Source organism: Microbacterium sp. As-52 (assembly GCF_049949185.1).
Classification (GTDB): domain Bacteria; phylum Actinomycetota; class Actinomycetes; order Actinomycetales; family Microbacteriaceae; genus Microbacterium; species Microbacterium maritypicum_A.
Genome location: NZ_CP188171.1, coordinates 1,847,871 through 1,871,461, shown reverse-complemented (window position 1 = coordinate 1,871,461; position 23,591 = coordinate 1,847,871). Strand labels below are relative to the sequence as shown.

Genomic DNA, 23,591 nt, shown 5'->3' with positions numbered 1-23,591 from the left:
AATAGGGCAAGTATCCTCTCCAGGGCCATCACCCCTGGAGAGGACGATCGTGTTCACGGCTACTGGAGACGACTGGGCGGATCGCGCAGCGACCCTGCCCCTGCGCACGCGCATGTTCATCGGCGGCGCGTGGGAGGAGGGCTCGGCCGAGCCCCTGACTCCCGTGGCCCCGCGCGACGGACGTGCGCTCCCGCCGATCAGCGCAGCCTCGGTGGGCGATGTGGACCGTGCTGTGCGCTCGGCGCGCGCGGCATTCGACTCCGGGATCTGGTCGCGGATCGCTCCCCGCGAGCGTGGACAGCTGCTGATCGCGTTCGCCCAGAGGATCCACGACAACGCCGAAGAGCTCGCCCTCACCATCTCGCTCGAGATGGGCAAGCCCCTGCGCGAGGCGCTGCAGACCGAGCTCCGCGCCGTCGTGAACTGCTTCCGCTGGTACGGCGAGGCTGCGGACAAGGTCCTCGACGAGATGCCGGTCACCGCCCCGGGCAGCCTCGCGCTCGTCACCCGCGAACCGGCGGGAGTGGTCGCGGCCGTCGTGCCCTGGAACTTCCCCCTGACCATGACCGCCTGGAAGCTCGCCCCCGCTCTCGCGGTCGGCAACAGCGTGGTGCTCAAGCCCGCCGAGCACACCACCTTCTCGGCGCTCCGTCTGGCCGAGCTCGCACACGAGGCCGGGATCCCCTCCGGCGTCCTGAACGTCACACCCGGCACCGGCCAGGTCGCCGGCCGTGCTCTCGGCGAGCACCATGACGTCGACGTCGTCACCTTCACGGGCTCGCCCGAGGTCGGCCGCAAGTTCCTCGGCTATTCGGCGGCGTCGAACGGCAAGCGCGTCTGGCCCGAGCTCGGTGGCAAGACCGCGAGCCTGGTGCTGCCGGATGCCGACCTCGAGCGCGCGGTGCGGGCCACCGCCGACGGCTGCTTCTACAACCAGGGCCAGATGTGCACGGCCTCGTCGCGTCTGCTGGTTCCCCGCGCCCAGCGGGACCGTGCCCTCGAGATCGCCGCCGACGTCGCACGCACGACCCTTCCCGCCGACCCCTTCGAGGTCACGACCTCGATGGGCGCGATCGTCAGCGAGAGGCAGCTCGCGGGCATCGCCGGCTTCGTCGAGCGCGCCCAGGCGGAAGGCGGCGAACTCGCGGCCGGCAGCCCCGAGCGGTTCCACGCCGTCGATGGTGGCAGCTACTTCGCCCCGGTCGTGCTCGGCGTCACTCCCCAGCACGAGGTCGCGCAGCGCGAGGTGTTCGGCCCCGTGCTCTCGGTCATCGCCTACGACGACGTCGAAGACGCCCTCGAGATAGCGAACGGCACCGAGTTCGGACTCGCCGCCGCGCTCTGGAGCACCGACCTCAACGCCGTGCACACCCTGTCTCGGCGCCTGCGCGCCGGCGTCGTGTGGGTCAACTGCTTCGAAGAGGGCGACATGACGATCCCGTTCGGCGGCGTCAAGGGATCCGGATTCGGTCGCGACAAGAGCCTGCACGCGCTCGAGAAGTTCACCGATCTGAAGACCACCTGGATCGAGCTCTCATGACGCGCCCGTTCATCGGCATCACCACCTGGCGCCGGTTCATCGACACCGATCTCGGGGCCGGCCGCGCGGCGCACACCCTGGGAACGGAGTACGCCGCCCCCATCGAAGCGGCCGGCGGTGCCGTCGTTCTCCTCCCTCCGACGGCGAGCGTGGACGAGGTGCTCGACCGCCTCGACGGGCTGGTGCTCTCCGGCGGCGAAGACGTGCACCCCTCGCGCTATGGTGCCGAGCCGCAGGAGGGGAAGAACTACGACCCCTCGCGCGACGGCTTCGAGATCGAACTCGCCCTCGGGGCACACCGGCGCGGTATCCCCGTACTCGCGATCTGTCGCGGACTGCAGGTGAGCAACATCGCCTTCGGCGGGTCCCTCGTGATCGATATCCCGACCACGGAACACCACCAGCCGGTGCGCGCCGCCGACCAGCAGCTCGCCGCCCGGCATCCGATCGTCCTCGCGGACGGGAGCCGGCTCGCCGCCCTCTACGGCACGCGGGAGCGGATCGTGAACACCATCCATCACCAGTCGATCGACATTCCCGCCCCCGGTGTCCACTCCGTCGCCTGGGCGCCGGACGGGATCGTCGAAGCCGTCGAGTCCGACGACGACTGGCCCTTCTGGGCAGTGCAGTGGCACCCCGAGAAGATGATCGACCCCGATGAGGCCGCAGAGGAGATGCCGCTGTTCACGGCGTTCGTCTCGGCCGCCCGCGAACGAGCAGCGGAACACCCCGCTGCGGAGAAAGGAACACGATGACCAAGCAGGTCTTCCTCGAGTACGAGAACGGCGTCCGCGCCGTCGCCACCCTGTTCGAGGACCTCGCCCCTCGCACGTGCGAGGCCATGTGGGGTGCGCTGGAGAAGCCGGTCACCATGCAAGCGATGCACGCGATGTATGCCGGACCGGAGGTCATGGTCGGGCTCCCCGAAGAGGCTCAGAACTTCGACCCCGAGAAGGTGCCGTTCGAGAACCAGCAGGTCGTGCCCGCACCGGGTGATCTGCAGTGGTACTGGCAGCGACCCATGCAGATGGGTGGGCTGCCGTTCGAGTGGTACGAGATCGGCGTCTTCTACGATCGTGGTGCCCGTACTCTCGGCCCGCTCGGATGGACACCCGTCAACATCTGGGGCGGCATCACCGAAGGACTCGCGGAGTTCGCCAAGGAGAGCGCGGCGATCCGCATCGACGGAGCCAAGCAGCTCACCATCGGACGCCTGGTCTAAGGCGTCTACTCAGTGCTGGACCCATCCCGAAGGAGCAGTGCATGAATACCCGAAGAATCCTCACCACCGGAGCGCTCGTCGCCACCGGAGCCCTCGTCCTCGCCGGCTGTGCTGCCGGTGACGACAGCGCATCGTCCGGCGACAAGGAGTTCGCCGGCGAGACCATCGTCGTCACGTCGTTCGGCGGCGACTGGGAGAAGGCCTTCATCGAGGCCGTCGTCGATCCCTTCGAGGAGGAGACCGGGGCGAAGGTCGAGCTGATCACGCTGTACAGCGCCGACGCCCTCGCGCAGGTCACCGCCCAGAAGGCGAGCCCGCAGATCGACGTCGTGCATTTCTCCGGAGGGCAGGAGTTCACCGCGGCCGCAGACGGTCTCATCGCGCCGATCGCCGCCGACGAACTCTCCGAGACCGGCGACCTGATCGACCTGGCCACGGCCGGACTCGAACGGGGCGAAGGCCCGGTCATCCAGCTCGCGCCGATCGGGCTCGTGTACAACACCGAGGCGGATGCGCCGGCACCCACCTCGTGGTTGGATCTGTTCGACGAGGCCTACGCAGGGCACGTCGCCCTCACGGACTTCTCGAACACGTACGGCGTGCTCTCGATGCTCCGGGTCGCCGACGCGCTCGGTGGTGGCATCGACGACCCGTCGCAGGCGATCAGCGATCTCGGGGCCCTGGCTTCCTCGGGCGACGCGATCGTCGTCCCGACCTCGCCCGATCTGCAGACCGCCTTCGCCCAGCGCGACACGTGGCTCGCACCGTACGCGATGGACTACGCCGGCACGCTGCAGGACGCCGGCCTTCCGGTAGAGTTCATCGTCCCGGAAGAAGGCGTCACCGCCTCCCTCATCACGGCGAACGTGGTCGAGGGCCGGGACAACCCCGACCTCGCGAAGCTCTTCATCGATTTCGAACTGCGCCCCGAAGCACAGGCCGTCTTCGCGGAGAACATGCGGTACTCGCCGGTCAACACCAAGACCGAGCTCTCCGACGAGGCTGCGGACGCGGTGCTGACGGGTGACGAGCTCGAGACGGTCGTCGTCTACGCTCCGGGCGATGTCGCGGCTTCGCGACCGGCCTGGACCGATGAGTGGAATGCGCTGATCACCAAATGAGTGTGCGAACCCGTAGGGAGCCCTGGCTCCTGCTCCTGCCGGCGATCGTGCTGCTCGCGCTCGCCTTCATCACCCCGGTGGCTGGCATGCTCCTCATGAGCGTGCAATCGTCGGCAGGCGGGTTCACCCTCGACAACTTCACCCGGCTGTTCACGAGTGAGTATCACCTCCAGGCGGCGCTGCGCTCGCTCCGCCTGGGGGTGATCCAGACGGTGATCACCCTGCTCATCGCCATCCCGCTGTCCTACGTGATGGCGCGCGCCGGATCCAAGGTGCGCTCGTTCCTGCTGATCGTCGTGATCCTCCCGCTCATGACGAGCGTCGTCGTCCGCACGTTCGGGTGGGTGGTCCTGATGGGACCGTCAGGGCTCCTCATGAAGATCCCCGGTGCCGAGTTCCTCGTGAGCGGCACCCAAGGCTTCCTCGGAACCGAGACCGGTGTCGTGATCGCGATGGTGCAGGTTCTCCTCCCGTTCGCGGTGCTGAGCATCCTCGGCGTGATCTCGGGCATCCGGCCGCAACTGGAGGAGGCCGCACGTACCCTCGGCGCCGGATTCTGGCGCACACTGTGGCACGTCGTCCTCCCCCTCGCGATCCCCGGCATCGTCGCCGGAGCCTCGCTCGTCTTCGTCCTGTCGGTGAGCTCGTTCATCACCCCGCGCTTCATCGGCGGCGCGCAGATCCCGGTGTTCGCGCAGACGATCTACATCGATGCGACCACCAACCTCGACTGGTCGTTCGCGGCCGCGCAGGCCGTGCTGCTGTTCGCCGGGGTCATGCTCGTGCTCGCAGCGACGTCCCGACTCGGGAAGCAGAAGGTGTGACCATGGTCCGTTCCGTTCCGATCCTCGGCAGGGTCCTCGCCATCGTCCTCGGCGTCGTGGTGACGCTCTACATGCTCGTGCCGCTCATGGTCGTCGCCGGAGCCTCGATCGGCGAGAACCGCTTCCTGACCTTTCCCGGTCAGGGCTTCACGTTCGAGTGGTACGTCGAGGCGCTCACCTCCGACACGTATCTCGAGCCGTTTCGGCTGAGTCTGCTGGTCGGCATCACGGTCGCGATCGTCGCCGCAGCCATCGGCACCGCAGCCGCTCTCGCCCTCACCCGCTTCAAGGTCCCCGGCGGTGCCGCCATCCAGGGGCTGCTGATGTCGCCGCTGACGATCCCCACGATCATCCTCGCCATCGGCGCACTGTCCATCTCCTCACTCACGATCGGGTCGCCGAATGTGGGTGTCCTGATCGCGATCCACGTCGTGATCGCGATCCCCTATGTCATGCGCACCGTCACAGGTGTCATGACCAGGGCCGACCACTTCACGGAAGAGGCGGCACGCACCCTGGGCGCCAGCACCTGGAACCGCTACCGCCTGGTGGTGCTCCCCATCGCCCGCCCCGGCATCGCCGCCGGCGCGTTCTTCGCCTTCAACATCTCGTTCGACGATGCGGTCATCGCCCTCTTCCTGCGTACTCCGCAGCTCGAGACCCTGCCCATCGCCATCTACGGCCAGCTGGAGTTCAGCACGTCGCCCACCGTGGCCGCCGTCTCGACTCTCATGGTCCTGCTCACCGTCGTCCTCATGATCGTGCTCGAACGCATCATCGGCCTGGGAAGGTTGTTCGTCTGATGACAACACTCACCATCACTGCTCTCACCAAGGACTTCAAAGGGACGAAGGTGCTCAAGGGCATCGACATCTCGATGCGTTCGGGGGAGTTCGTCTCCTTGCTCGGGCCCTCGGGGTGCGGCAAGACCACGCTCCTGCGCTGCATCGCGGGCCTCGAGTCGCCCAGCGGCGGCACGATCGAGATCGCAGGCCAGGATGTGACCGGGCTCCCGCCCGAGAAGCGCCACCTCGGCATGATGTTCCAGAGCTATGCGCTGTTCCCGCACATGAGCGTCGTCGAGAACGTGCGCTTCGGTCTGCGCATGTCGGGCGAGAAGACCAAGGCCGAGCAGAAGGAACTCGCCGTCCGTGCGCTCGAGCGCGTGCAGATGGGCCACCTGGCCGATCGGATGCCGGCGCAGCTGTCGGGCGGACAACAGCAGCGCGTCGCCCTGGCCCGTGCCATCGCGTTCGAGCCGCGCGTACTGCTGCTCGACGAGCCGCTGTCGAACCTCGACGCCCGCCTACGGGAGGACATGCAGGTCGAGCTGAAGGAACTGCACCGCACGCTCGGCCTGACCACCGTGTTCGTCACCCACGACCAGGAGGAGGCGATGAGCCTCTCGGACCGCATCGTCCTCATGAACGCGGGTGTGATCGAGCAGGAGGGCGCACCGGCCGAGCTCTACGGAGCACCGCGCACTCCCTTCGCCGCCGACTTCATCGGTGCCGCGAACCTGCTGCCTGCGACCCGTTCCGGCGCCGTGGCGACATTGGATGGCACCACGATCCAGGTGCCGATGACCGGCGCGGGCCCCGATGGCGCCGGCGAGGTGGTGCTCCGCCAGGAGGATCTGCGGCTCTCCCCGACGATCGGAGGCGACGCTCCGGTACGTGTCGAGGTCGTCACCCATGTCTACCGAGGCGCCGACGTCGTCTACATCGTCGAGCTCGCGGGAAAGCGGATGCGCGTCGTGCGTCCGCGGCACGAGGCGCCGATCCCCGAGGGTGCGGCCGGTCTCGGCTGGCGAGAGGGTGCCGTGCTCTGGATCGCCGCGGCCTGACGAACAGATCCGCTCCTCGTCGGAGGGCGCCCTCCGACGAGGAGCGGCACCGTCGTAGGATCGCGGCATGGCCGACGAAGATTCCCCCTCCCCCGACGCCCCCCGCGATGCCTCCCGCCGAGGCTTCTTCAAGGTGGGCGGCGCCGCCCTCGCCGGCGCGGTGGTCGGCGGTGTCGGCGGCGCGGCCATCGGAGCCTCCATCGCCGGTAACGGTCGCGACGGTTTCGCGGCGGATCCCGATCCGTTCGCCGCCCTCACGCCGCGCAGCGAACCCGGTTTCGATCACCTCGTCGTCGTGATGGGCGAGAACCGCTCCTTCGACAACCTGCTCGGGTACCTGTACTCGAAGGAGAACCTCCCGGCGGGCGAGACGTTCGAGGGTCTGGAATTCGGCTCCTACAGCAACACCGCCTCCGACGGCACGGTCGTCGACGCGCACGTGTACGAGGGCGACACCGACCGGATCATGAGTCTTCCCGACCCGGACCCGGGCGAGGAGTACCCGCACGTCAACACGCAGATCTTCGGCACGGTCAATCCTCCGACGAACGCCGACCTCTTCGTCGACGAGATGACCGCGCCCTTCAACGCCCCGACGCGCGGCGAGAAGGCCACGATGTCGGGTTTCCTCGAGGACTACATCATCAACTTCCGACGCCTGCGCAAGGGTGTGGATCCCCGGCCCGACGAAGCCGCGCACATCATGGGCTCGTTCTCTCCCGAGATGCTGCCGGTGCTGTCGACGCTCGCCTCGGAATTCGCGGTGTTCGACCACTGGTACGCCGGAGTGCCCTCGCAGACCTTCTGCAACCGTTCGTTCTTCCATGCCTCCACGTCTCACGGTTTCGTGACCAACCAGGCCGGAGGCGGCTACCGGAAGTGGTTGGATGCGCCGGCAGCGCCCACGGTGTTCAACCGGCTCGAAGACAAGAAGGTGAGCTGGAAGATCTACATCGACAAGCTCCAGCTCGTCTCGTTTACCGGCATGCTGCATGCGGCGGTGCTGGAGAAGTACTGGCGCACCGATCATTTCGGAACGATGGAGGACTTCTACGCCGAGGCGAAGGACGGCACGCTCCCCGCATACGCCTTCATCGAGCCGCGGATGGTTTACGACCACAACGACTTCCACCCTCCTTTCGGTTCCCCCCGCGAGAGCGAGGTCGACGGTGAGGCCGTGTTCGACAGTGCGATCTCTGACGTGCGTGCCGGAGACCGCCTCATCCACGACATCTACGAGGCGGTGCGCACGAGCGCTTCCCCGAAGGGCTCCAACGCCGTCAACACCCTGCTGCTCATCACCTTCGACGAGCACGGCGGGTGCTACGACCACGTGCCGCCGCCCGCCGTGACGAAGCCGACGCCCGAGACCGGCCCGGGTGAGATGGGCTTCACCTTCGATCGGCTCGGGTGCCGGGTGCCGGCCATCGCCGTCTCGGCCTATACCAAGCGCGGCAGCATCATCCATGACGAGATGCATCACGGATCCGTGACCGCGACCCTCTCTCGCCTGCACGGCCTGACGCCCCTCAACGACCGGGATGAGTCGGCGAACACGCTCCTGAACGTCGTCAACCTCGACAAGCCGCGGCATCCGTCCGACTGGCCGGTGACCACCCCGGCCTACACGCCGCCCAACCCGGAGGACACGGCACCACAGCCCGGAGAGAAGGATCAGCTGAAGCCTCTCACGCCGCCCGCACGCGGTCTGCTCGGCCTACTCCTCGCGCGATACGGCAAGCCCGGTGAGCAGGAGCCGGAGACCTTCGCCGACGCGTACAAGCTGCTGCACGAGCACGGCGAGGAGCTGTTCGGTCCGCCGAACGACAGCTGACCCCGACTCGCGGCCACCGGGCTACTGCCGCCCTGAGCGCCGGCGGGAGACGATCAGGAGAGTCGCGCCGAGGATGATCACGACCGCACCGCCTGCCGCCCAGGCGAACGTCTCGGGTCCGAGTCCGGTTGCAGGCAGTCGTCCGCTGCCGCTGCTGTTCCCGTTTCCGGTCGAAGGACCGGGCGACGGCGATGGTGGGCCGACGACCGCCCCGAGAGTGAAGTCCTGCCCCTCGATGGACTCGCCGGCAGCGGAGATCACGACGGTGCGGGTCGCCGCGCCGACCACACTGCTGCCGTTCGGCGTGCGCACGCTCAGCTCGTAGGTTCCAGGAGCGAGGCTGCCGAGACCGTAGGTGCCGTCGGCGCCAGTCGTGTACTGCTGGGGACCCCCGGGTCCATTCACGTCGATCACCACACCCCCGATGGGAGTGCCGCCGTCGGTGCGCACCGTGCCGTCGATGGCCCCCAACCGCGCCAGGTCGAAGTCCACACCCGTGACGTCCGTTCCCGCGACTGGTGCGGTGCGGCTGACAGGAGATGTGGCGATATACCCCTCGGGCGTCGTCATCGTCACCGTGTAGCTGCCGGCGGGCAGGCGCGGGAACGCATATCCGCCGTCCGCTCCGGTCACGGCCGTGAGCGTGTCCCCACCCTGCAGCACAGCGGTGACCGTGACGCCGGGCACCCCGCTTCCATTCCACCGTACGGCGCCGCTCAGACTCGGATCCGCCTTGATGACGAAGTCGGCGAGGGTGATCAGATCCTCGTTGTCTGCGGGAACCACGAACCCCGGCGGGGCGCTGACGACGGTGTATCCGGTCGGACGGGCGATGCTCGCTTCCTGCGGCCCGTCCAGGACCATGTCGAACAGATACCGTCCATCAGCGTCGGTCATCATGGTCTGTCCGCCGATCGTGACCGCGATACCCGCCATCGGGTTGCCGTCCACGTCGACAACCAGACCGGTGACGGGCGAGGGGATGATGTCTCGCACCGTGAAGTCGACCCCCTCGGCGTTGCCGCCGCTGAGGTTGACCGGGGTCGTGGTCTGTCCGACCGCGATCTTGTCCTCGGGTGCCGTCACGCTCACGCGGTATCCGTCGGTGGCGATGAAACCGGGGAACGAATAGGTGCCGTCCGATGCAGTGGTCGTCCTGTCGACGATCGAGCCGTTGCCGTCTGTCAGCGTCAGGGCGACACCGCCCAGAGGACCGGTGACCGCGTCTGTGACGGTGCCTCGGATGTCGTTCGCTGCCGAGACGAACCAGGTCTGGTAGACGGGAAGACCGGCCCGGCGGGTGAAGATGAAGCTGAGGGAGCGGATGGGGGTCGAGGGCTCGAACCAGGCCGCGGAGCCGTTGGTGTCGGCGGCCGCGGGGTTTCCGGTCAGGGTGAGGGTCGTGGCATCCCATGCCGGGACGTCGTCCGCCGCACCGTTGCACGCCGGCTTTCCGGCGACACCCGGGGCGCAGTAGTTGAAGCGGTCTCGGAGGCCGAGCTCGGCGGCACTCAACACGTGCCCGTCGGGCGCGACGGCGTGGATGCGCACGCTGTCGGAGTCGATGTCGCCGAGCGCGAAGGCCCATCCCGAGGTCGGAGTGGGTGCGGCGAATGAGTAGGTCGTCGTCGAGGGACTCATCGCGTTGTCGGCTTTGGGCCGCAGATTCAGGTACGGCTGGTCCCTGCTCGATCCGTACTTCGCCCCGATGGGTGTGCCCTCGGACAGCCAGATCGACGTCCCGGAGATGACCCCGACCTGCCCGGCGCGAGAGTCGCTGGTCATGGTGGCGGTGAGCGCAGGATCGGGCGCCACCTGCACCGTCGTCGTGTAGGCACCGCTCGTGCCGGCGAGCGGGCCCCACGTAGCCCACGACGTCACCGCCGCCGCGGCAGGAAGGGCGCCGACGAGCACGGCGATGAGGACGATCGATCCGGCGATGATCCCGTTGCGGCGAAAACGCATGGCGTCAGCGTACTGATATACCGGATCGCTGAGAAGTGGATTCCTCCCGACTACACGTCGGCGATGAGCCTCTTGCCCAGGTCGACCGTGTCGTCGATCTCGTAGCCGAGGCGTCGGTAGAACTCGACGACCTGGGCGTTCCCCGACCGCACCTGCAGGTTCACCTTGGGGCAGCCCAGCTCGCGCAGACCGGCCTCGACGTGGGCGACGAGTGCCCTGCCCACCCCGAGCCCTCGTGCATCGAGATGCGTGGCGAGATAGTTCATCCACCCGCGATGTCCGTCGTAGCCGGCCATGACCGAACCGAGGATCCGCCCTGTCTCGTCCTCCGCCACCACGAAGAGATGCGGCTGCACTGTCGCCTTGCGGGCGATGTCCTGAAGCGGGTCGTTCCACGGTCTCGTGAGACCTGCGGTCTCCCACAGGGCCACGACGGCATCGGTGTCTTCGGGCTGGAACGGTCGGATGCGCACCGGTCCAGCTTTCCAGATCGACCCCGCCTGCCCGGGTCAGCCCTCGCGGGAGAACGTGATGTGCGTGACACCGGACTCGGCGACCTCCGAGGTCACGCGGTAGCCCGACTCGAACCCGCGCAGGTCGTCCCACAGGCGGATCCCGCTGCCGATCAGGATCGGCGTGATCCCCACATGCAGGTCGTCGACGAGTCCGGCGCGAAGGTACTCGCGCACGGTCGTCGCCCCGCCTCCGACGCGCACGTCGCGTCCATCCGCAGCGGCGACCGCCTTCCGGAGCGCCTCCTCGGGCTCGGCAGACAGGAAGTGGAAGCTCGTGCCGTTGGCGAACTCGATCGACGGACGCGGGGTGTGCGTGAGCACGAACACCGGAGCCTGGAACGGCGGCTCCTCTCCCCACCATCCGCGCCAGTCGGGGTCGTCCTGGTTCGCGTGGAGCCCGAACATCCCGGCCCCCATGATCTCGGCGCCGATGTTCTCGAAGTAGTGCGAGGCGTACTTCTCGTCCACGCCGGTGGTGCCCGCCCCGCTGGTGTCATGGAAGACGCGTTCGTGGAACGTGCGGGTTGCCGTATATGCCGCCGTCAACCGCCCCCAGTCCTCGCCGAACGGGTTCTCGGGAGTCTGATCCGTCGTCGTGGCGAAGCCGTCGAGCGAGATGTTGAGATCGACGCGAACACGGGTCATGACTGCCTCCGGAACTGCACGGGGTGACGACGCGTCCATCGACGCGCCGTCACCCAGCGTCAGCGTTCAGCGACGCCTTGTCAAGGACGAGGGTCTTGATCAGATGGCGTCGCCCTGAACGGGCCCTTCCGTGTTCGGCTTCCATCCGAGTGCGGGTGCCACATGTTTCGCGAACGACTCCAGCACATGCAGGTTGTACTCCGGTCCGAGCTGGTTCGGGATCGTCAGCATCAGGGTGTCAGCGGCCATCACCGCCTCGTCCTGCTTCAGCTGTTCGATCAGCACGTCGGGCTCCGCCGCATAGGTCTTGCCGAACGTGGAACGGAAGCCGTCGATGATGCCGATCTGGTCGGCGTTCTCCTCGCTGCGAAGGCCGAAGTAGGCCCGGTCCATATCGGACACCAGCGGGAACACGCTGCGACTGACCGAGACGCGCGGTGTGCCGGTGTGACCGGCCTCCTTGTACGCCGAGCGGAAGAGGTCGATCTGCTCACGCTGCAACTCGTGGAACGGCTGCCCTGTGGCCTCGGTGACGAGCGTCGAGCTCATCATGTTCAGGCCCTTGCGACCCGTCTCGATCGCGGTGGGACGCGAGCCCGATCCCCACCAGACGTGATCGCGAAGCGTCGGCGACTGCGGCTCGATCGCGAGGTAGCGTCCGGCGCCCACCATGCGGGGATCACCGGGGGCGATTCCCTCGCCGTCGATCGCGCGCAGGAACAGGTCGAACTTCTCCCGGGCGATGACGCTCCCGCGCTCGGTGTCCTCCTCATCGACGTAGCCGAAGGTCTCATAGCCGCGCAGAGCCGTCTCGGGTGAACCGCGGCTCACCCCGAGCGCGATGCGTCCGTCGGAGATCAGATCCAGCGCAGCCGCTTCTTCCGCGAACTGGAACGGGTTCTCGTAGCGCATGTCGATCACCCCGGTGCCGACCTCGATGCGCTTCGTGCGCGCGGCCATGGCCGTCAACAGGGGCATCGGCGAAGCCGCCTGACGCGCCCAGTGGTGCACACGAACGTATGCGCCGTTCACGCCGATCTCGTCTGCGCCCTCGGCGATCGCGATCGTCTGCTTCAGCATGTCCCCCGCGGTGCGGGTCGCTGAGCCGGGCACATCCGCATAGTGCCCGAAGGAGAGGAATCCGAAAGCCTTCATGATCTATTCCAACGCATGGAAACGCCGTCTATTCCCCCGGTACCAGGATGCCGTCGAGCACGAGTGACCGGATGCGTGGCTCGATCTCGGCCCACAGATCCGGGAGCGGAACCTCGAAGAGGTCGGCCAGCGCCGAGACGATCTGCACCACGGTGAGCTCGCCGTCGCACGCGCCCACGAACCCGGCGAGCGCGGGATCCACGTTCACCGTCCGGGCGAAGCCGCCGCCCTGTCGCAGCTCGATGACGCTCGGGTCGTCGTTGCCCGGAAGCAGGTGCCGGGCCTCGGTGACATCGGGTGCCGTCACCAGCGTTGCAGGAAGCCCGTCGGCGAGGGCGTCGTGCGCGGCCAGCCCGGTACCGAGAGCGGCACCGACGTTGGAGACCGGCTGGGCGATGCGCTCCGTACGGCGAAGCGGAGGCGTCGAGCCTCGCCGCATCAGTACGTAGCCGAATCCGACCGACGTCACCCCTCGCGCGGCGAAGTCGTCGAGCCAGGCGGTCAGCAACGGGGTGAATGCAGGGTCGCGGGGTGTGGTGCCGCCGTCACGGATCCACAACTCCGCGTAGCCGAGCGGCGACAGCTCCTCGCGTTCGATCACCCAGAGGTCGATGTCGCTCGGCACCCACGCGTCGAGACGTGCGAGGCCCGTGATCCCGGCCCGCGACTCCCAATTGCCGAGCAGCTGGGCGATGCCGTGCTGCGTCAGATACGCGGGTGCGCTCCGCACGAACTGCTCGACGAGCGCGTCTCCCTCCAGTCCGCCGTCGCGGTATTCGTACGCCGGGACGCCGTCCATCCGGGGGGTGATGACGAACGGCGGGTTGGAGACGATCAGGTCGAAGGCCTCGCCCGCGACGGGCTCGAACATGCTGCCGTGTCGGAACTCGATGTTGGCCACGCCGTTGAGGCGGGCGTTGAGTTCCGCGAAGGCCAGGGCGCGCTCCGAGATGTCGGTCGCGATCACGGTGCCGGCCCGACGGGCGACGAGGAGCGCCTGGATCCCGCACCCGGTCCCCAGATCGAGCGCGCGATCGACCTGGATGGGAACGATCGTCTCGGCGAGAGTGCGCGACGCCCCGCCGACCCCGAGCACGTGGTCGAGAGGAAGAGGGCCGTCGAGCGCGACCTCATCGAGGTCGCTGGCGATCCACCACTCCCCGACGCCGTCGGCGTCTACGAACGACTGTGGACGCAGCAGGACGGTCGGGGTCACGGTATCGGCATCGGCTTTCGCGAGTGCGAGCGCCACGAGCCCGTCCACTCCGAGCTGCGGTAATGCGGTGGCGACCGCCACCCGCGGCTGCGGCATGCCGAGCACCAGGAGGCGCCCCAGGGTCGCCAGCACGCCCCCGTCACCGGCGATCGCGCGCAGGATAGGCTCTCTCATCCCGCGGGCGAGGGCATCGTCGGCCTCCTCGCCCCACAGTCGGCGAAGGGGCGCGGAACGCAGGTCGGCGGCGTCGAGATCAGAAGCGAGTGCGGCGACGAGAAGCGGGTCGGTGTGGGGTGCGGGGGTGTCGGACACGGCCGTCACTCTACGCGTCTTCAGGGTTCTCCTTCCCCAGGCCTCCTAGAATCAGGGGGTCAGTACTCACGATCAGCCCTTTTCCGGGCGTTCGAGGAAGACCTTCATGACCGCGATCACCCCCGAGCACGGCTTCCGTGCGCGCCTGCGAAGGCTCGCAGGCGGGACCGCTGTACTCGCGATCGCTTTGGGCGCCTACACGGTCGCTCTCCCGAGCACCGCCATCGCCGCCGGCGGATCCTCCTCAGACGACGAGCAGAGCATCGGGTTCCATGTCTCCGCAGGTCTGCGGGGGCTCGTCGCCCCCGGTTCCGCGACCACGGCGATGATTACGCTGCAGAACGACACGGATTCGAAGCTCTCCGGCGGTCAGGTGCAGGTGGAGCTCAGCAAGACTCCCCTGACGGATGAGGCGTCGGTCACGAGCTGGCTCGACGAGGGTGAGGCTCCTGGCGACTTCGCGACGATCGGTTCCGAGACGACGGCGCCACTCGAGGCCGACACGTCGGCCACGGCGACGGTCTTCGTGCCCGCCGACACCCTCTCCGATCTCACCCCTGGTGTGTACCCGCTGCGCGCAGAGCTCACCGGCGCGAAGACGGCGAGCGCCACCGACGATCGCGCGACAGCCGTCGCGGCCGCCGCCACGAGCGTGCTGGTCGTGGCGGACTCCCAGACGACGCAGGTCGGTGTCCTGGTCCCGGTCACCGCGACGCCGGAGGGTGGGGCGCTGCTCAGTTCTGACGAACTCGCCGCGCTCACCGCGCCGGACGGTGCTCTCACCGCTCAGCTCGACGGTGTCGCAGGAACCACCGCGGTGCTCGCGATCGACCCGTCGATCCTCACGGCCATCCGCGTGCTCGGCTCCTCAGCGCCGCGGTCGGCCCAGGACTGGCTCACCCGTCTCGAAGCTCTGCCCAACGCACGGTTCGCACTGCAGTTCGGTGATGCGGATGCCACCGCTCAGGCACAGGCGGGGCTACCCGCACTCCTGCAGCCGACGACGCTGGCTCCGTTCCTCGATCCCGCGAACTTCCCGCAGGCACCTGCCAGCGTCTCCTCGACGGACGGACCGAGCGCGACGCCGGGCCCGTCCCCCAGCCCGACCAACACGCCGCAGCTTCCTGACGACCAGGAGCTCACGGCCGTCGAGGGTGCCCTTCCTCGAATCCTGTGGCCGGACGACGACCTCGGACCCGACGACCTCTCCTCGTTCACGCGCTACCTCGGCGAGGGCACGACCACGGTCGTCTCCTCGGCAGCGCTCGGCGGACAGAGTGCGGCGCACGCCACGCTCGGCGGAAACGACCTCCTGGTCACAGACACGGGCCTGTCCGCGTCCTTGTCCGACGTCGCGGCCGAAGCGGACCCGCTCGATCGCCAGCGCCTCCTCGCCGAGGCCGCTGCTCTGCTCCTGCTCGCCGAGGATCGCGTCGCCGGTGCCCCCCTGCTCGTCGGACTCGACCGCGACGAGAACCGCGACGCCGACGCGTTGCGCGACGCGATCTCGGCCGCCGATTCGATCGGATTCGAGCTGTCCGCGCTCCGCGCGACACCGCCGGTTCCGGCCGCCCTCACCTCCCAGGCCGATCCCGCTCGCGCCACCGCGGTCAACGAGCTCCTCGCCGATGAGGGCACTCTCACCGCCTTCTCCTCGATCCTCACCGACCCCCAGGTGCTGCTGAGCCCCGAGCGCATCAGGATCCTCCGCACGCTGGCCGTCGGATCGTCGGCGAAGTCCTTCGCCGACGGTGTCGAGAAGCACCGGAAGCGCACCACGGAGACGCTCGCGGCCGTGAGCATCCCGCCGTCCAGCACCATCCAGCTGCTCACGGCCAACGCCGACCTGCCGATCGCCGTGCGCAACGACCTTCCGTGGCCGGTGACGGTGCAGCTGTTCGTCTCGCCGACCGACCCGCGCCTCGAAGTCACCCCGATGACCGAGACCGTCGTCGAGGCGAACTCGACGAAGCGCGTCAAGGTCCCGGTATCGGCACGCGTCGGCAGCGGTGAGGTCGACCTGCGGCTCAGCCTCTACAGCCCCACCGGCGTGCAGATCCACGGTCAGCAGGAGATCCGAGTCGCCGTTCGCGCCGAGTGGGAGACCATCGGTCTGGTCATCTTCGGAGGTCTCGCCGTCCTCCTGATCACCCTCGGTGTGATCCGGACGGTCCGCCGCAAGCGCCACGAGGCTGCTGAGGAGGCCGAGGCGGAGGCCGAGCTCGAGAAACTCGACGAGGTGGCCGCGGAGGCGGAGGTGTCCACGGAAGACGAGGTGGTCGTGGAAGCCGAATCCGATGCTCCTGCACCGGCGACTGGAGACAAGACCGGCGACGGGAGACAGATTGAGTAGTCTCGGCCGCGCGAGCGCCATCATCGGCGCCGGCACCCTCGTCTCTCGACTGACCGGCCTGCTCCGCAGCATCGTGCTCGTCGGCGTCCTCGGCTCGGTCGCATCGCAAGCAGCAGACGCGTTCACCTATGCGAACCAGTTGCCGAACAGCGTCTTCTCCCTCATCTCGGTCGGAATCCTCACCGCCGTCATCGTCCCGCAGATCGTGAAGGCGACAGCGGATGCCGACGGCGGCAACGCGTTCATCTCGAAGCTCTTCACCCTCGGCACCGTGGTGCTCGTGGTGGTGACGGGGATCGCGACCGCCGCGGCGCCCTGGCTCGTCCACCTGGTCGCCGGCAAGGCGAACGAGGCCACTCTCGCGCTCGCGACGGCACTCGCATACTGGTGTCTTCCCCAGATCCTCCTCTACGGCCTCTACGCGATGCTCGGCGAGGCTCTCAACGCGCGGAAGATCTTCGGTCCGTTCACCTGGGCGCCCGTCGTCAACAACATCGTGTCGATCGCCGGTTTCCTCGCGCTCGGTGCCCTGTTCGGGCCGGTGTCCACGAAGGCCGCCGACTGGACGCCGCAGATGATCACGCTGCTGGGTGGCACGGCCACTCTCGGCATCGCACTCCAGGCCGTCGTCCTGCTTCTCTTCTGGCGTCGCACGGGTCTCGCATTGAAACCCGACTTCCGCTGGCGGGGTGTCGGACTCGGGAATGTCGGACGGCTGGCGGGCTGGACCTTCCTCATGGCGTTCGCGAGTCTCTCCGCCGGAGTCCTCCAGGGCTACATCGTCAGCGAGGTCGCCGGTTTCGGTGCTTCCGCCACCGTGACGGCGAATGCCTGGCTCATCTTCATGCTCCCGTACTCGGTGATCGTGCTCTCGATCGGCACTCCCTACTTCACGCAGATCAGCGGTCACGCCGCCGCCGGCCGCGACGATGAAGTCCGTGCCGACATCGCGCAGAGCATCCGCACACTGCTCTTCTTCATCGTCGCGGCAACGGCAGCCGTCGCGGCCGCAGCCATCCCTGCTTCTCGGGTGTTCACCGCCTCCGCCGACGACGCCCAGGCAGCCGCCCTGGTGCTGCTCGCCTATCTCGTCGGGCTCATCCCGCTCACGGTCCTGTTCATCGTGCAGCGCACGTTCTACGCGTACGACGACACGCGCACCCCGTTCTGGTTCACGATCTTCCAGTGCGTGCTCATCGTGGTGACGGCGCTCATCGCGTTGGGCATGCGCGAAGCGGGAATCATCCCCCTCACGTCCCTCGCCGCGGCGGTCGCGCTCGGTCAGTCCATCGCGAGCATCCTGCAGACGATCGTCGCCACGTGGCTGCTGCATCGCAAGATCGGCGGCCTGCAGATCCGTTCCTGGATGTCCGCCATCGTTCGCTTCGCGATCGCCGGCGTCCCCGCGGGTCTCGCTGGCTGGGGAGCGTTCGCCCTGCTGGGAGGAACCGCAGGCTGGACGATGGATGACAAGATCCAGGGCGCCCTCGGCACTGCGATCATCGGGCTCGTCGTGGTGATCGTCTACATCGCGATTCTCGCTCTCCTGCGTGCCCCTGAGCTCAAGGCCGGCAGCGCCCTCATCCGTCGCTTCCTGCCCGGTCGCTGATCCCACCCCGGAGGCTTCTCCCAGCGCAGCGGCACAGACTGTGCGGGGAATGCCTCGCGGCTACCATGGGTTGAAGCATTCGAAGGTCATTCGACTGCAGTTTCTAAGACGGAGAGCACATGCGTCAGGTCATCATCATCGGCTCCGGCCCCGCCGGATTCACGGCTGCCATCTACGCGGCCAGGGCGAACCTCAAGCCGCTGCTCATCGCGAGCTCCGTCGAGGTCGGCGGCGAGCTGATGAACACCACCGAGGTCGAGAACTACCCGGGCTTCCCCGAAGGCATCCAGGGACCGGAGCTCATGGCCAAGTTCCAGGAGCAGGCGGAGAAGTTCGGCACCGAGGTCGTCTACGACGACGTCACTGAGTTGCAGCTCGACGGTCCCGTCAAGAAGGTCATCCTCGGCAGCGGTGCGGAGCACGAGACGCAGTCCCTGATCTACGCGACCGGTTCCGCTTACCGCAAGCTCGGCATCGAAGGTGAAGAGCGCCTCTCGGGCTACGGCGTCTCCTGGTGTGCCACGTGCGACGGGTTCTTCTTCCGCGAGAAGACGATCGCGGTCGTCGGAGGCGGCGATTCCGCGATGGAAGAGGCCACGTTCCTCACCCGTTTCGCCGACAAGGTCTACGTCATCCACCGCAAGGAGACCCTGCGAGCGTCGAAGATCATGCAGGAGCGCGCCTTCGCGAACGAGAAGATCGAGTTCGTGTGGAACAGTGAGGTCGCCGAAGTGCTCGGTGGTGACTCCGTGACCGGCGTGCAGCTGCGCTCGACCGTTGACGGCACCCTCAGCGACCTCCCGCTCGACGGACTCTTCATCGCCATCGGCAACGACCCGCGCACGCACCTCGTGCACGACAAGCTCGAGCTGACGTCGGAAGGCACCATCTGGGTCGACGGCCGTTCGTCGAAGACCTCGGTTCCCGGAGTCTTCGCTGCCGGCGACGTCATCGACCCCACCTATCGTCAGGCCATCACGGCTGCCGGCACGGGGACGGTCGCCGCTCTCGACGCGGAGCACTTCCTCGCAGACTTCGAAGACGCCTCCGTCGAGGTCCCGGCAGCCGAGGCCGCTGAGATCCTCACCGCCTCGGCATAGCCCGGGAACACTTTCCCCTCGTCGGCTGTTGTAGCAGACGAACCTCGAATCAAGGAGAACTCTGATGAGTGCAAAGGCTACGAGCCAGGCGACCTGGGAGCAGGACGTTCTGCAGGCCGACGGTCCGGTGCTGGTGGACTTCTGGGCTGAGTGGTGCGGTCCGTGTCGTATGGTCGCTCCGGTTCTGGACGAGATCCAGGCCGACAACCCCGACAAGATCACCATCCTCAAGCTCAACGTCGACGAGAACCCCGAGCTGGCGATGAAGTACCAGATCACGTCGATCCCGGCGATGAAGGTCTTCCACGGTGGTGAGGTCAAGACGACCATCATCGGCGCCAAGCCCAAGTTCGCGCTCGAGAAGGACCTCGCCGCATTCATCGGCTGATCCTCTGACAAGAAGGGGCCGTACCTCCCGGGGAGGTACGGCCCCTTCTTCGTCTCCGCGTCGCATCGCGGCCGCGACGCCGTTCGTCTCAGTGCTTGTCGTGCACCGCGACGTTCTCGAAGACCGCTGCCCAGCTCGGATCGTGGGGAACGAGAACCACGCCCACCTCAGGAGGCGTCGGCGACGGTCGGATCCCAGCGGCGGTGCCGCTGCTTCTCGTCCAGCAGGCCCCAGACAGCCGATGTCAGCTCCGGGTACTCCAGGGCGATCTGCCGGAGCACGCGATAGTGTCGGGCCGCATTGGGACGCACACCGTCGTTCGCATTGATGTTGTCCGCGCGCAACAGGTAGACGACGAGCTCATCGACGCTGGGGAGCTCCTCCATGAACTCCCAGGGGTCCTCTCCCCCGAGAAGGCGCTCCTGGATGAGGACCGCGAGTTCGTCCGCCGCTTCGGCACGCAGCACTTCCAGGCTGGCGCGACGCTGTACGGACTCGGTCATACTTCAAGCCTACGTCGGCTGCGGGCCCCTCCGGCGCTCCACCTTCATGTTCTCGGTCATGTCTTCGAGCTCCCTGCCCTTGGTCTCCGGCACCTTGAAGAACACGAAGAAGAACGACAGGAGCGCGAAGAACGCGTAGAACCCGTAGGCGAACGTGAGGCCGATCTCAGCGAACGCCGGGAACGTCGTGGAGATGAAGAAGTTCGCGACCCACTGCGCTGCAGCCGCGACGGCGAGAGCACCGGCTCTGATCGAGTTCGGGAAGATCTCGCCCAGCAGGACCCACACCAGCGGACCCCAGCTCGCGCCGAAGAACACGACGAAACCGTTCGCGCAGATCAGGGCGATGGTGGCCCACGGGTCGGGAAGCGTCGCCGTCCCCTGCGCGTCCAGCGTGCCGAACGAGAATGCCACCGCCATGAGGCCCAGCGTCACGGTCATCCCGACGGAACCCACCAGCAGCATGATCCGGCGACCGATCTTGTCCACCAGCAGAATCGCCACGATCGTGACGACGATGTTCGTGACCGAGGTGATGACGGAGGTGAGCAGAGCGCTGGATTCGTCGAAGCCCACCGACTGCCAGAGGGTCGTCGAGTAGTAGAAGATCACGTTGATGCCGACGAACTGCTGGAACACCGACAGCAGGATGCCGATCCAGACGATCGGCTTCAGGCCGAGACGGTTGCCGCGCAGGTCACGCAGCGACTCCGAGCGCTCCGTGTCGATGGTTCCGGTGATCTCGTCGATCTTCCCCTGCACATCGACGGTCCCGGTGACGGTCTCGAGAACGTCGGCAGCTCTCTTCAGCTCACCCTTGCGCACCAGATATCGCGGAGATTCCGGCAGCCGAAGCGACATGAGCCCGTAGACCAGGGCAGGGATCGCGGCCACCATGAACATCCAGCGCCACGCGGTGAGACCCCACAGCGGCTGGTCCGCGGCACCGGCGATACCGGCGAGCAGTGCGTCGGAGAGCAGTGCCGCGAAGATACCGGTGACGATGGCGAGCTGCTGCAGGGAGCCGAGGCGCCCGCGGATGGCGGCCGGCGATACCTCGGCGATGTAGGCCGGTGCGATCACCGAGGCAGCACCGACGCCGAGGCCCCCGATGACTCGCCAGATGATGAGATCGACGACGCTGAAGGCGAGACCGGAACCGATGGCGGAGATGAAGAACATCGCGGCGGCGACGACCATGACCGGGATGCGGCCGTATTTGTTGGAGACCGGACCCGCGAACCAGGCACCGACGGCGCAGCCGATGAGGGCCGAAGACACGGCGAAGCCCTTCAGGGCAGTCCCGAGATCGAACCCCGAGACGTCGCCCGCCAGCGCGTCGACGGCGCCGTTGATCACGGCGGTGTCGAATCCGAAGAGGAAACCACCCAACGCGGCCGCGATACTGACGGCGATCACACGGCGCTTGATGGCTGCTGGGCCGGCTGTTCTCGACATGACATCCCCCTCGTCGTCACGATGACGCGAGTCTAGGCTAGCGCTGCTCCTGTCGGGAGATCACTTCGACGAGCCGTAGCCGCCCTCTCCCAGTTCTTCGAGAATGCGGTTGAGATCCTGGATCGAAGCGAAGTCGATCGTGACCTGGCCTTTTCGTGCACCTAGAGCGATCTTCACCCGGGTGTTCAACCGGTCACCGAGCTTGCCGGCGACCTCATCGAGGTACGCACGTCGTGCACCGGGAGTCGGCTTCACGGACTTGCCGGCGCTGGGCTGCGACTTGGCCGCTTCCTCCGTGGCGCGCACCGACAGGTCTTCGTTCACGACCTTGTCCGCGAGGCGCTGCATGGACTCGGGATTGTCGAGGCTGAGGATCGCGCGTGCGTGGCCCGCGGTCAGGACTCCCGCCGCCACCCGCTGCTGCACCGGCACCGGCAGTTTCAGCAGACGGATCGTGTTGCTGATCTGCGGACGAGAGCGTCCGATACGAGTGGCCAGCTCTTCCTGGGTGATACCGAAGTCTTCGAGCAGCTGCTGATAGGCCGAGGCCTCTTCCAGCGGGTTCAGCTCGGAGCGGTGAAGGTTCTCGAGTAGCGCGTCCCGCAGGAGATCTTCGTCGGCGGTGTCGCGGACGATCGCGGGGATGACGTCGAGACCTGCCTCGCGAGCGGCACGAGTGCGCCGCTCGCCCATGATGAGCTCGTACTGTCCCTCGGTGTTCTTGCGAACCACGACGGGCTGCAGCACACCGAACTCACGCACGCTGTGCACCAGTTCTGCCAGATCTTCGGGGTTGAAGTGTGTTCGAGGCTGGCGGGGGTTGGCGACGATCGTGTTCGGGTCGACCTGGATCAGGTGGATGCCGGGGACGATCTCGAGATCGGGTGCGTCGGCTTCCACCTCCGGCGCGGTCTCCGCGTTCGCCTGTCGCAGGCTCGCACCAGGGAAGAACACGTCGACGGGACGTTCCGACTGATCAGCTGTGGGGATGAGGGCGCCGATACCCCGACCCAGCCCAGTGCGCTTCGCCATCATTTCTCCTTGCTCTGCGTCGCTGTGCGCGACGCGATTTCAACAGCGGCCTCACGGTACGCGATCGCGCCGGCGGACTGACCGTCGTAAGCGATCACGGTCTGACCGAAGCTGGGGGCCTCCGATACCCGGACGGAACGCGGGATGACCGTCTCGAGTACCTGCTCCGGGAAGTGCGTACGCACCTCTTCGGCGACCTGCTGCGCCAGGCGCGTACGACCATCGAACATCGTGAGCAGGATCGTGGAGAGGTGAAGGACCGGATTCAGGTGCTTCTGGATCATCTGAATGCTCCCGAGCAGTTGACTCAATCCCTCGAGGGCGTAGTACTCGCACTGGATCGGGATGAAGACCTCGGTGGCGGCCGTGAAGGCGTTGATCGTGAGCAGCCCCAACGAAGGGGGGCAGTCGATGATGACGAAATCCATAGGGTGGTCGGCCAGGTACGCCTCGAGCGCGCGACGCAGGCGATGCTCTCGGGCGACCTGTGCAACGAGTTCGATCTCTGCACCCGCGAGATGGATGGTGCTCGGCGCACAGAAGAGGTTCGAATCCTCGGGGCTCTCCTGCACGATGTCCGCCAGTGGGAGCTCATCGATCAGTACGTCGTAGACGCTGGGAATCTCAGCGCTGTGCGGCACACCCAAGGCCGTGGACGCATTGCCTTGGGGGTCGAGGTCGATGACCAGAACCTTCGCCCCCATTCCCGCCAGGGCGGAGGCGATGTTCACGGCGGTAGTGGTCTTGCCCACACCGCCCTTCTGATTCGACACCGTCAGCACACGGGTTTCCCCGGTGAACTCCACGGTGGTGGCCTCGAGTGCGCGCCGGCGCGCGGAGAGGTCAGCGAGTTCCCGCGCGAGCGGCGTATCCATCCCGAACGATCCGTTCGATGACGTCTTCTCGGACTGTTTCACGTGAAACATCCACTCCTTTCGGGGCCGCGTTCCACT

At 67.3% G+C, this 23,591-nt stretch carries 21 protein-coding genes; 12 read left to right on the top strand and 9 right to left on the bottom strand.

Annotation, left to right across the window (positions count from 1 at the left end):
* Positions 1 to 49 precede the first annotated feature (49 nt).
* The 8 genes from ACLFA2_RS08930 (at position 50) to ACLFA2_RS08895 (ending at position 8,387) form a co-directional block, all read left to right on the top strand.
* Positions 50 to 1,540, top strand: a complete 1,491-nt coding sequence (locus ACLFA2_RS08930; protein ID WP_426622421.1) for an aldehyde dehydrogenase family protein — start codon at positions 50 to 52, stop codon at positions 1,538 to 1,540.
* A complete protein-coding gene (locus ACLFA2_RS08925; RefSeq protein WP_426622420.1) occupies positions 1,537 to 2,295 on the top strand; it encodes a gamma-glutamyl-gamma-aminobutyrate hydrolase family protein in 759 nt (252 codons plus the stop codon). Before ACLFA2_RS08930 ends, ACLFA2_RS08925 begins: the two co-directional genes overlap by 4 nt.
* Positions 2,292 to 2,762: a DUF3830 family protein gene (locus ACLFA2_RS08920; protein WP_017829890.1), complete on the top strand. Its 471-nt coding sequence runs from the start codon at positions 2,292 to 2,294 to the stop codon at positions 2,760 to 2,762. Before ACLFA2_RS08925 ends, ACLFA2_RS08920 begins: the two co-directional genes overlap by 4 nt.
* A gap of 41 nt (positions 2,763 to 2,803) precedes the next feature.
* Positions 2,804 to 3,883, top strand: coding sequence for an extracellular solute-binding protein (locus ACLFA2_RS08915; RefSeq protein WP_021201408.1), 1,080 nt, complete (start codon positions 2,804 to 2,806; stop codon positions 3,881 to 3,883).
* On the top strand, positions 3,880 to 4,707 hold the full coding sequence (locus ACLFA2_RS08910) for an ABC transporter permease (RefSeq protein ID WP_021201407.1): 828 nt from the start codon (positions 3,880 to 3,882) through the stop codon (positions 4,705 to 4,707). Before ACLFA2_RS08915 ends, ACLFA2_RS08910 begins: the two co-directional genes overlap by 4 nt.
* 2 nt (positions 4,708 to 4,709) lie before the next feature.
* The gene (locus tag ACLFA2_RS08905) at positions 4,710 to 5,510 is read left to right on the top strand and encodes an ABC transporter permease (protein WP_029268117.1); all 801 of its coding nucleotides are present in this window, start codon (positions 4,710 to 4,712) and stop codon (positions 5,508 to 5,510) included.
* On the top strand, positions 5,510 to 6,553 hold the full coding sequence (locus ACLFA2_RS08900; protein ID WP_167254979.1) for an ABC transporter ATP-binding protein: 1,044 nt from the start codon (positions 5,510 to 5,512) through the stop codon (positions 6,551 to 6,553). The genes ACLFA2_RS08905 and ACLFA2_RS08900 overlap by 1 nt, the downstream gene beginning before the upstream one ends.
* A 67-nt stretch (positions 6,554 to 6,620) precedes the next feature.
* On the top strand, positions 6,621 to 8,387 hold the full coding sequence (locus ACLFA2_RS08895; protein ID WP_426622419.1) for an alkaline phosphatase family protein: 1,767 nt from the start codon (positions 6,621 to 6,623) through the stop codon (positions 8,385 to 8,387).
* Between the two features lie 21 nt (positions 8,388 to 8,408).
* Here ACLFA2_RS08895 and ACLFA2_RS08890 read toward each other — a convergent pair whose 3' ends face one another.
* From ACLFA2_RS08890 to ACLFA2_RS08870, 5 genes are all read right to left on the bottom strand, one after another.
* Positions 8,409 to 10,352 carry an MSCRAMM family protein gene (locus tag ACLFA2_RS08890; protein WP_426622418.1) on the bottom strand — a complete coding sequence of 648 codons (1,944 nt, stop codon included), beginning with the start codon at positions 10,350 to 10,352 and terminating at the stop codon, positions 8,409 to 8,411.
* 50 nt (positions 10,353 to 10,402) lie between these two features.
* On the bottom strand, positions 10,403 to 10,825 hold the full coding sequence (locus ACLFA2_RS08885; RefSeq protein ID WP_021201402.1) for a GNAT family acetyltransferase: 423 nt from the start codon (positions 10,823 to 10,825) through the stop codon (positions 10,403 to 10,405).
* A gap of 36 nt (positions 10,826 to 10,861) precedes the next feature.
* Complete coding sequence (locus tag ACLFA2_RS08880) at positions 10,862 to 11,512, bottom strand: dihydrofolate reductase family protein (protein ID WP_029259455.1); 651 nt, start codon at positions 11,510 to 11,512, stop codon at positions 10,862 to 10,864.
* Between the two features lie 99 nt (positions 11,513 to 11,611).
* Entirely contained in the window at positions 11,612 to 12,667 is a 1,056-nt protein-coding gene (locus ACLFA2_RS08875; protein ID WP_029259456.1) for an LLM class flavin-dependent oxidoreductase, read from the bottom strand.
* A gap of 28 nt (positions 12,668 to 12,695) precedes the next feature.
* Complete coding sequence (locus tag ACLFA2_RS08870; protein WP_426622417.1) at positions 12,696 to 14,204, bottom strand: DUF7059 domain-containing protein; 1,509 nt, start codon at positions 14,202 to 14,204, stop codon at positions 12,696 to 12,698.
* 97 nt (positions 14,205 to 14,301) lie between these two features.
* Here ACLFA2_RS08870 and ACLFA2_RS08865 point away from each other — a divergent pair, with 97 nt between their 5' ends.
* The 4 genes from ACLFA2_RS08865 (at position 14,302) to trxA (ending at position 19,645) form a co-directional block, all read left to right on the top strand.
* Entirely contained in the window at positions 14,302 to 16,548 is a 2,247-nt protein-coding gene (locus ACLFA2_RS08865; RefSeq protein ID WP_426622416.1) for a DUF6049 family protein, read from the top strand.
* Complete coding sequence (gene murJ / locus ACLFA2_RS08860; RefSeq protein ID WP_029259459.1) at positions 16,541 to 18,157, top strand: murein biosynthesis integral membrane protein MurJ; 1,617 nt, start codon at positions 16,541 to 16,543, stop codon at positions 18,155 to 18,157. The genes ACLFA2_RS08865 and murJ overlap by 8 nt, the downstream gene beginning before the upstream one ends.
* A 119-nt stretch (positions 18,158 to 18,276) precedes the next feature.
* Complete coding sequence (gene trxB, locus ACLFA2_RS08855; RefSeq protein ID WP_426622415.1) at positions 18,277 to 19,257, top strand: thioredoxin-disulfide reductase; 981 nt, start codon at positions 18,277 to 18,279, stop codon at positions 19,255 to 19,257.
* Positions 19,258 to 19,321: 64 nt separating this feature from the next.
* Entirely contained in the window at positions 19,322 to 19,645 is a 324-nt protein-coding gene (gene trxA, locus ACLFA2_RS08850; RefSeq protein ID WP_021201395.1) for a thioredoxin, read from the top strand.
* A 167-nt stretch (positions 19,646 to 19,812) separates the two neighbouring features.
* Here trxA and ACLFA2_RS08845 read toward each other — a convergent pair whose 3' ends face one another.
* Genes ACLFA2_RS08845 through ACLFA2_RS08830 form a run of 4 tightly spaced genes read right to left on the bottom strand, consistent with a single transcriptional unit; the run spans position 19,813 to position 23,564 of the window.
* Positions 19,813 to 20,148 (bottom strand): hypothetical protein, encoded by a 336-nt coding sequence (locus ACLFA2_RS08845; RefSeq protein WP_021201393.1) that lies wholly within the window; start codon positions 20,146 to 20,148, stop codon positions 19,813 to 19,815.
* Positions 20,149 to 20,157: 9 nt separating this feature from the next.
* The gene (locus tag ACLFA2_RS08840) at positions 20,158 to 21,606 is read right to left on the bottom strand and encodes a sugar porter family MFS transporter (protein ID WP_231479931.1); all 1,449 of its coding nucleotides are present in this window, start codon (positions 21,604 to 21,606) and stop codon (positions 20,158 to 20,160) included.
* A gap of 60 nt (positions 21,607 to 21,666) precedes the next feature.
* Positions 21,667 to 22,638 (bottom strand): ParB/RepB/Spo0J family partition protein, encoded by a 972-nt coding sequence (locus ACLFA2_RS08835; RefSeq protein WP_021201391.1) that lies wholly within the window; start codon positions 22,636 to 22,638, stop codon positions 21,667 to 21,669.
* Positions 22,638 to 23,564 carry a ParA family protein gene (locus ACLFA2_RS08830; protein WP_021201390.1) on the bottom strand — a complete coding sequence of 309 codons (927 nt, stop codon included), beginning with the start codon at positions 23,562 to 23,564 and terminating at the stop codon, positions 22,638 to 22,640. The genes ACLFA2_RS08835 and ACLFA2_RS08830 overlap by 1 nt, the downstream gene beginning before the upstream one ends.
* Between the last annotated feature and the right edge of the window lie 27 nt (positions 23,565 to 23,591).

Excerpts from the sequence above, each read along its gene's own strand:
- ACLFA2_RS08925 (WP_426622420.1), top strand. The coding sequence starts at position 1,537 with ATGACGCGCCCGTTCATCGGCATCACCACCTGGCGCCGGTTCATCGAC.
- ACLFA2_RS08920 (WP_017829890.1), top strand. The coding sequence starts at position 2,292 with ATGACCAAGCAGGTCTTCCTCGAGTACGAGAACGGCGTCCGCGCCGTC.
- ACLFA2_RS08915 (WP_021201408.1), top strand. The coding sequence starts at position 2,804 with ATGAATACCCGAAGAATCCTCACCACCGGAGCGCTCGTCGCCACCGGA.
- ACLFA2_RS08910 (WP_021201407.1), top strand. The coding sequence starts at position 3,880 with ATGAGTGTGCGAACCCGTAGGGAGCCCTGGCTCCTGCTCCTGCCGGCG.
- ACLFA2_RS08905 (WP_029268117.1), top strand. The coding sequence starts at position 4,710 with ATGGTCCGTTCCGTTCCGATCCTCGGCAGGGTCCTCGCCATCGTCCTC.
- ACLFA2_RS08900 (WP_167254979.1), top strand. The coding sequence starts at position 5,510 with ATGACAACACTCACCATCACTGCTCTCACCAAGGACTTCAAAGGGACG.
- ACLFA2_RS08895 (WP_426622419.1), top strand. The coding sequence starts at position 6,621 with ATGGCCGACGAAGATTCCCCCTCCCCCGACGCCCCCCGCGATGCCTCC.
- ACLFA2_RS08890 (WP_426622418.1), bottom strand. The coding sequence starts at position 10,352 with ATGCGTTTTCGCCGCAACGGGATCATCGCCGGATCGATCGTCCTCATC.
- ACLFA2_RS08880 (WP_029259455.1), bottom strand. The coding sequence starts at position 11,512 with ATGACCCGTGTTCGCGTCGATCTCAACATCTCGCTCGACGGCTTCGCC.
- ACLFA2_RS08875 (WP_029259456.1), bottom strand. The coding sequence starts at position 12,667 with ATGAAGGCTTTCGGATTCCTCTCCTTCGGGCACTATGCGGATGTGCCC.
- ACLFA2_RS08865 (WP_426622416.1), top strand. The coding sequence starts at position 14,302 with ATGACCGCGATCACCCCCGAGCACGGCTTCCGTGCGCGCCTGCGAAGG.
- trxB (WP_426622415.1), top strand. The coding sequence starts at position 18,277 with ATGCGTCAGGTCATCATCATCGGCTCCGGCCCCGCCGGATTCACGGCT.
- trxA (WP_021201395.1), top strand. The coding sequence starts at position 19,322 with ATGAGTGCAAAGGCTACGAGCCAGGCGACCTGGGAGCAGGACGTTCTG.
- ACLFA2_RS08845 (WP_021201393.1), bottom strand. The coding sequence starts at position 20,148 with ATGACCGAGTCCGTACAGCGTCGCGCCAGCCTGGAAGTGCTGCGTGCC.
- ACLFA2_RS08840 (WP_231479931.1), bottom strand. The coding sequence starts at position 21,606 with ATGTCGAGAACAGCCGGCCCAGCAGCCATCAAGCGCCGTGTGATCGCC.
- ACLFA2_RS08835 (WP_021201391.1), bottom strand. The coding sequence starts at position 22,638 with ATGGCGAAGCGCACTGGGCTGGGTCGGGGTATCGGCGCCCTCATCCCC.
- ACLFA2_RS08830 (WP_021201390.1), bottom strand. The coding sequence starts at position 23,564 with ATGTTTCACGTGAAACAGTCCGAGAAGACGTCATCGAACGGATCGTTC.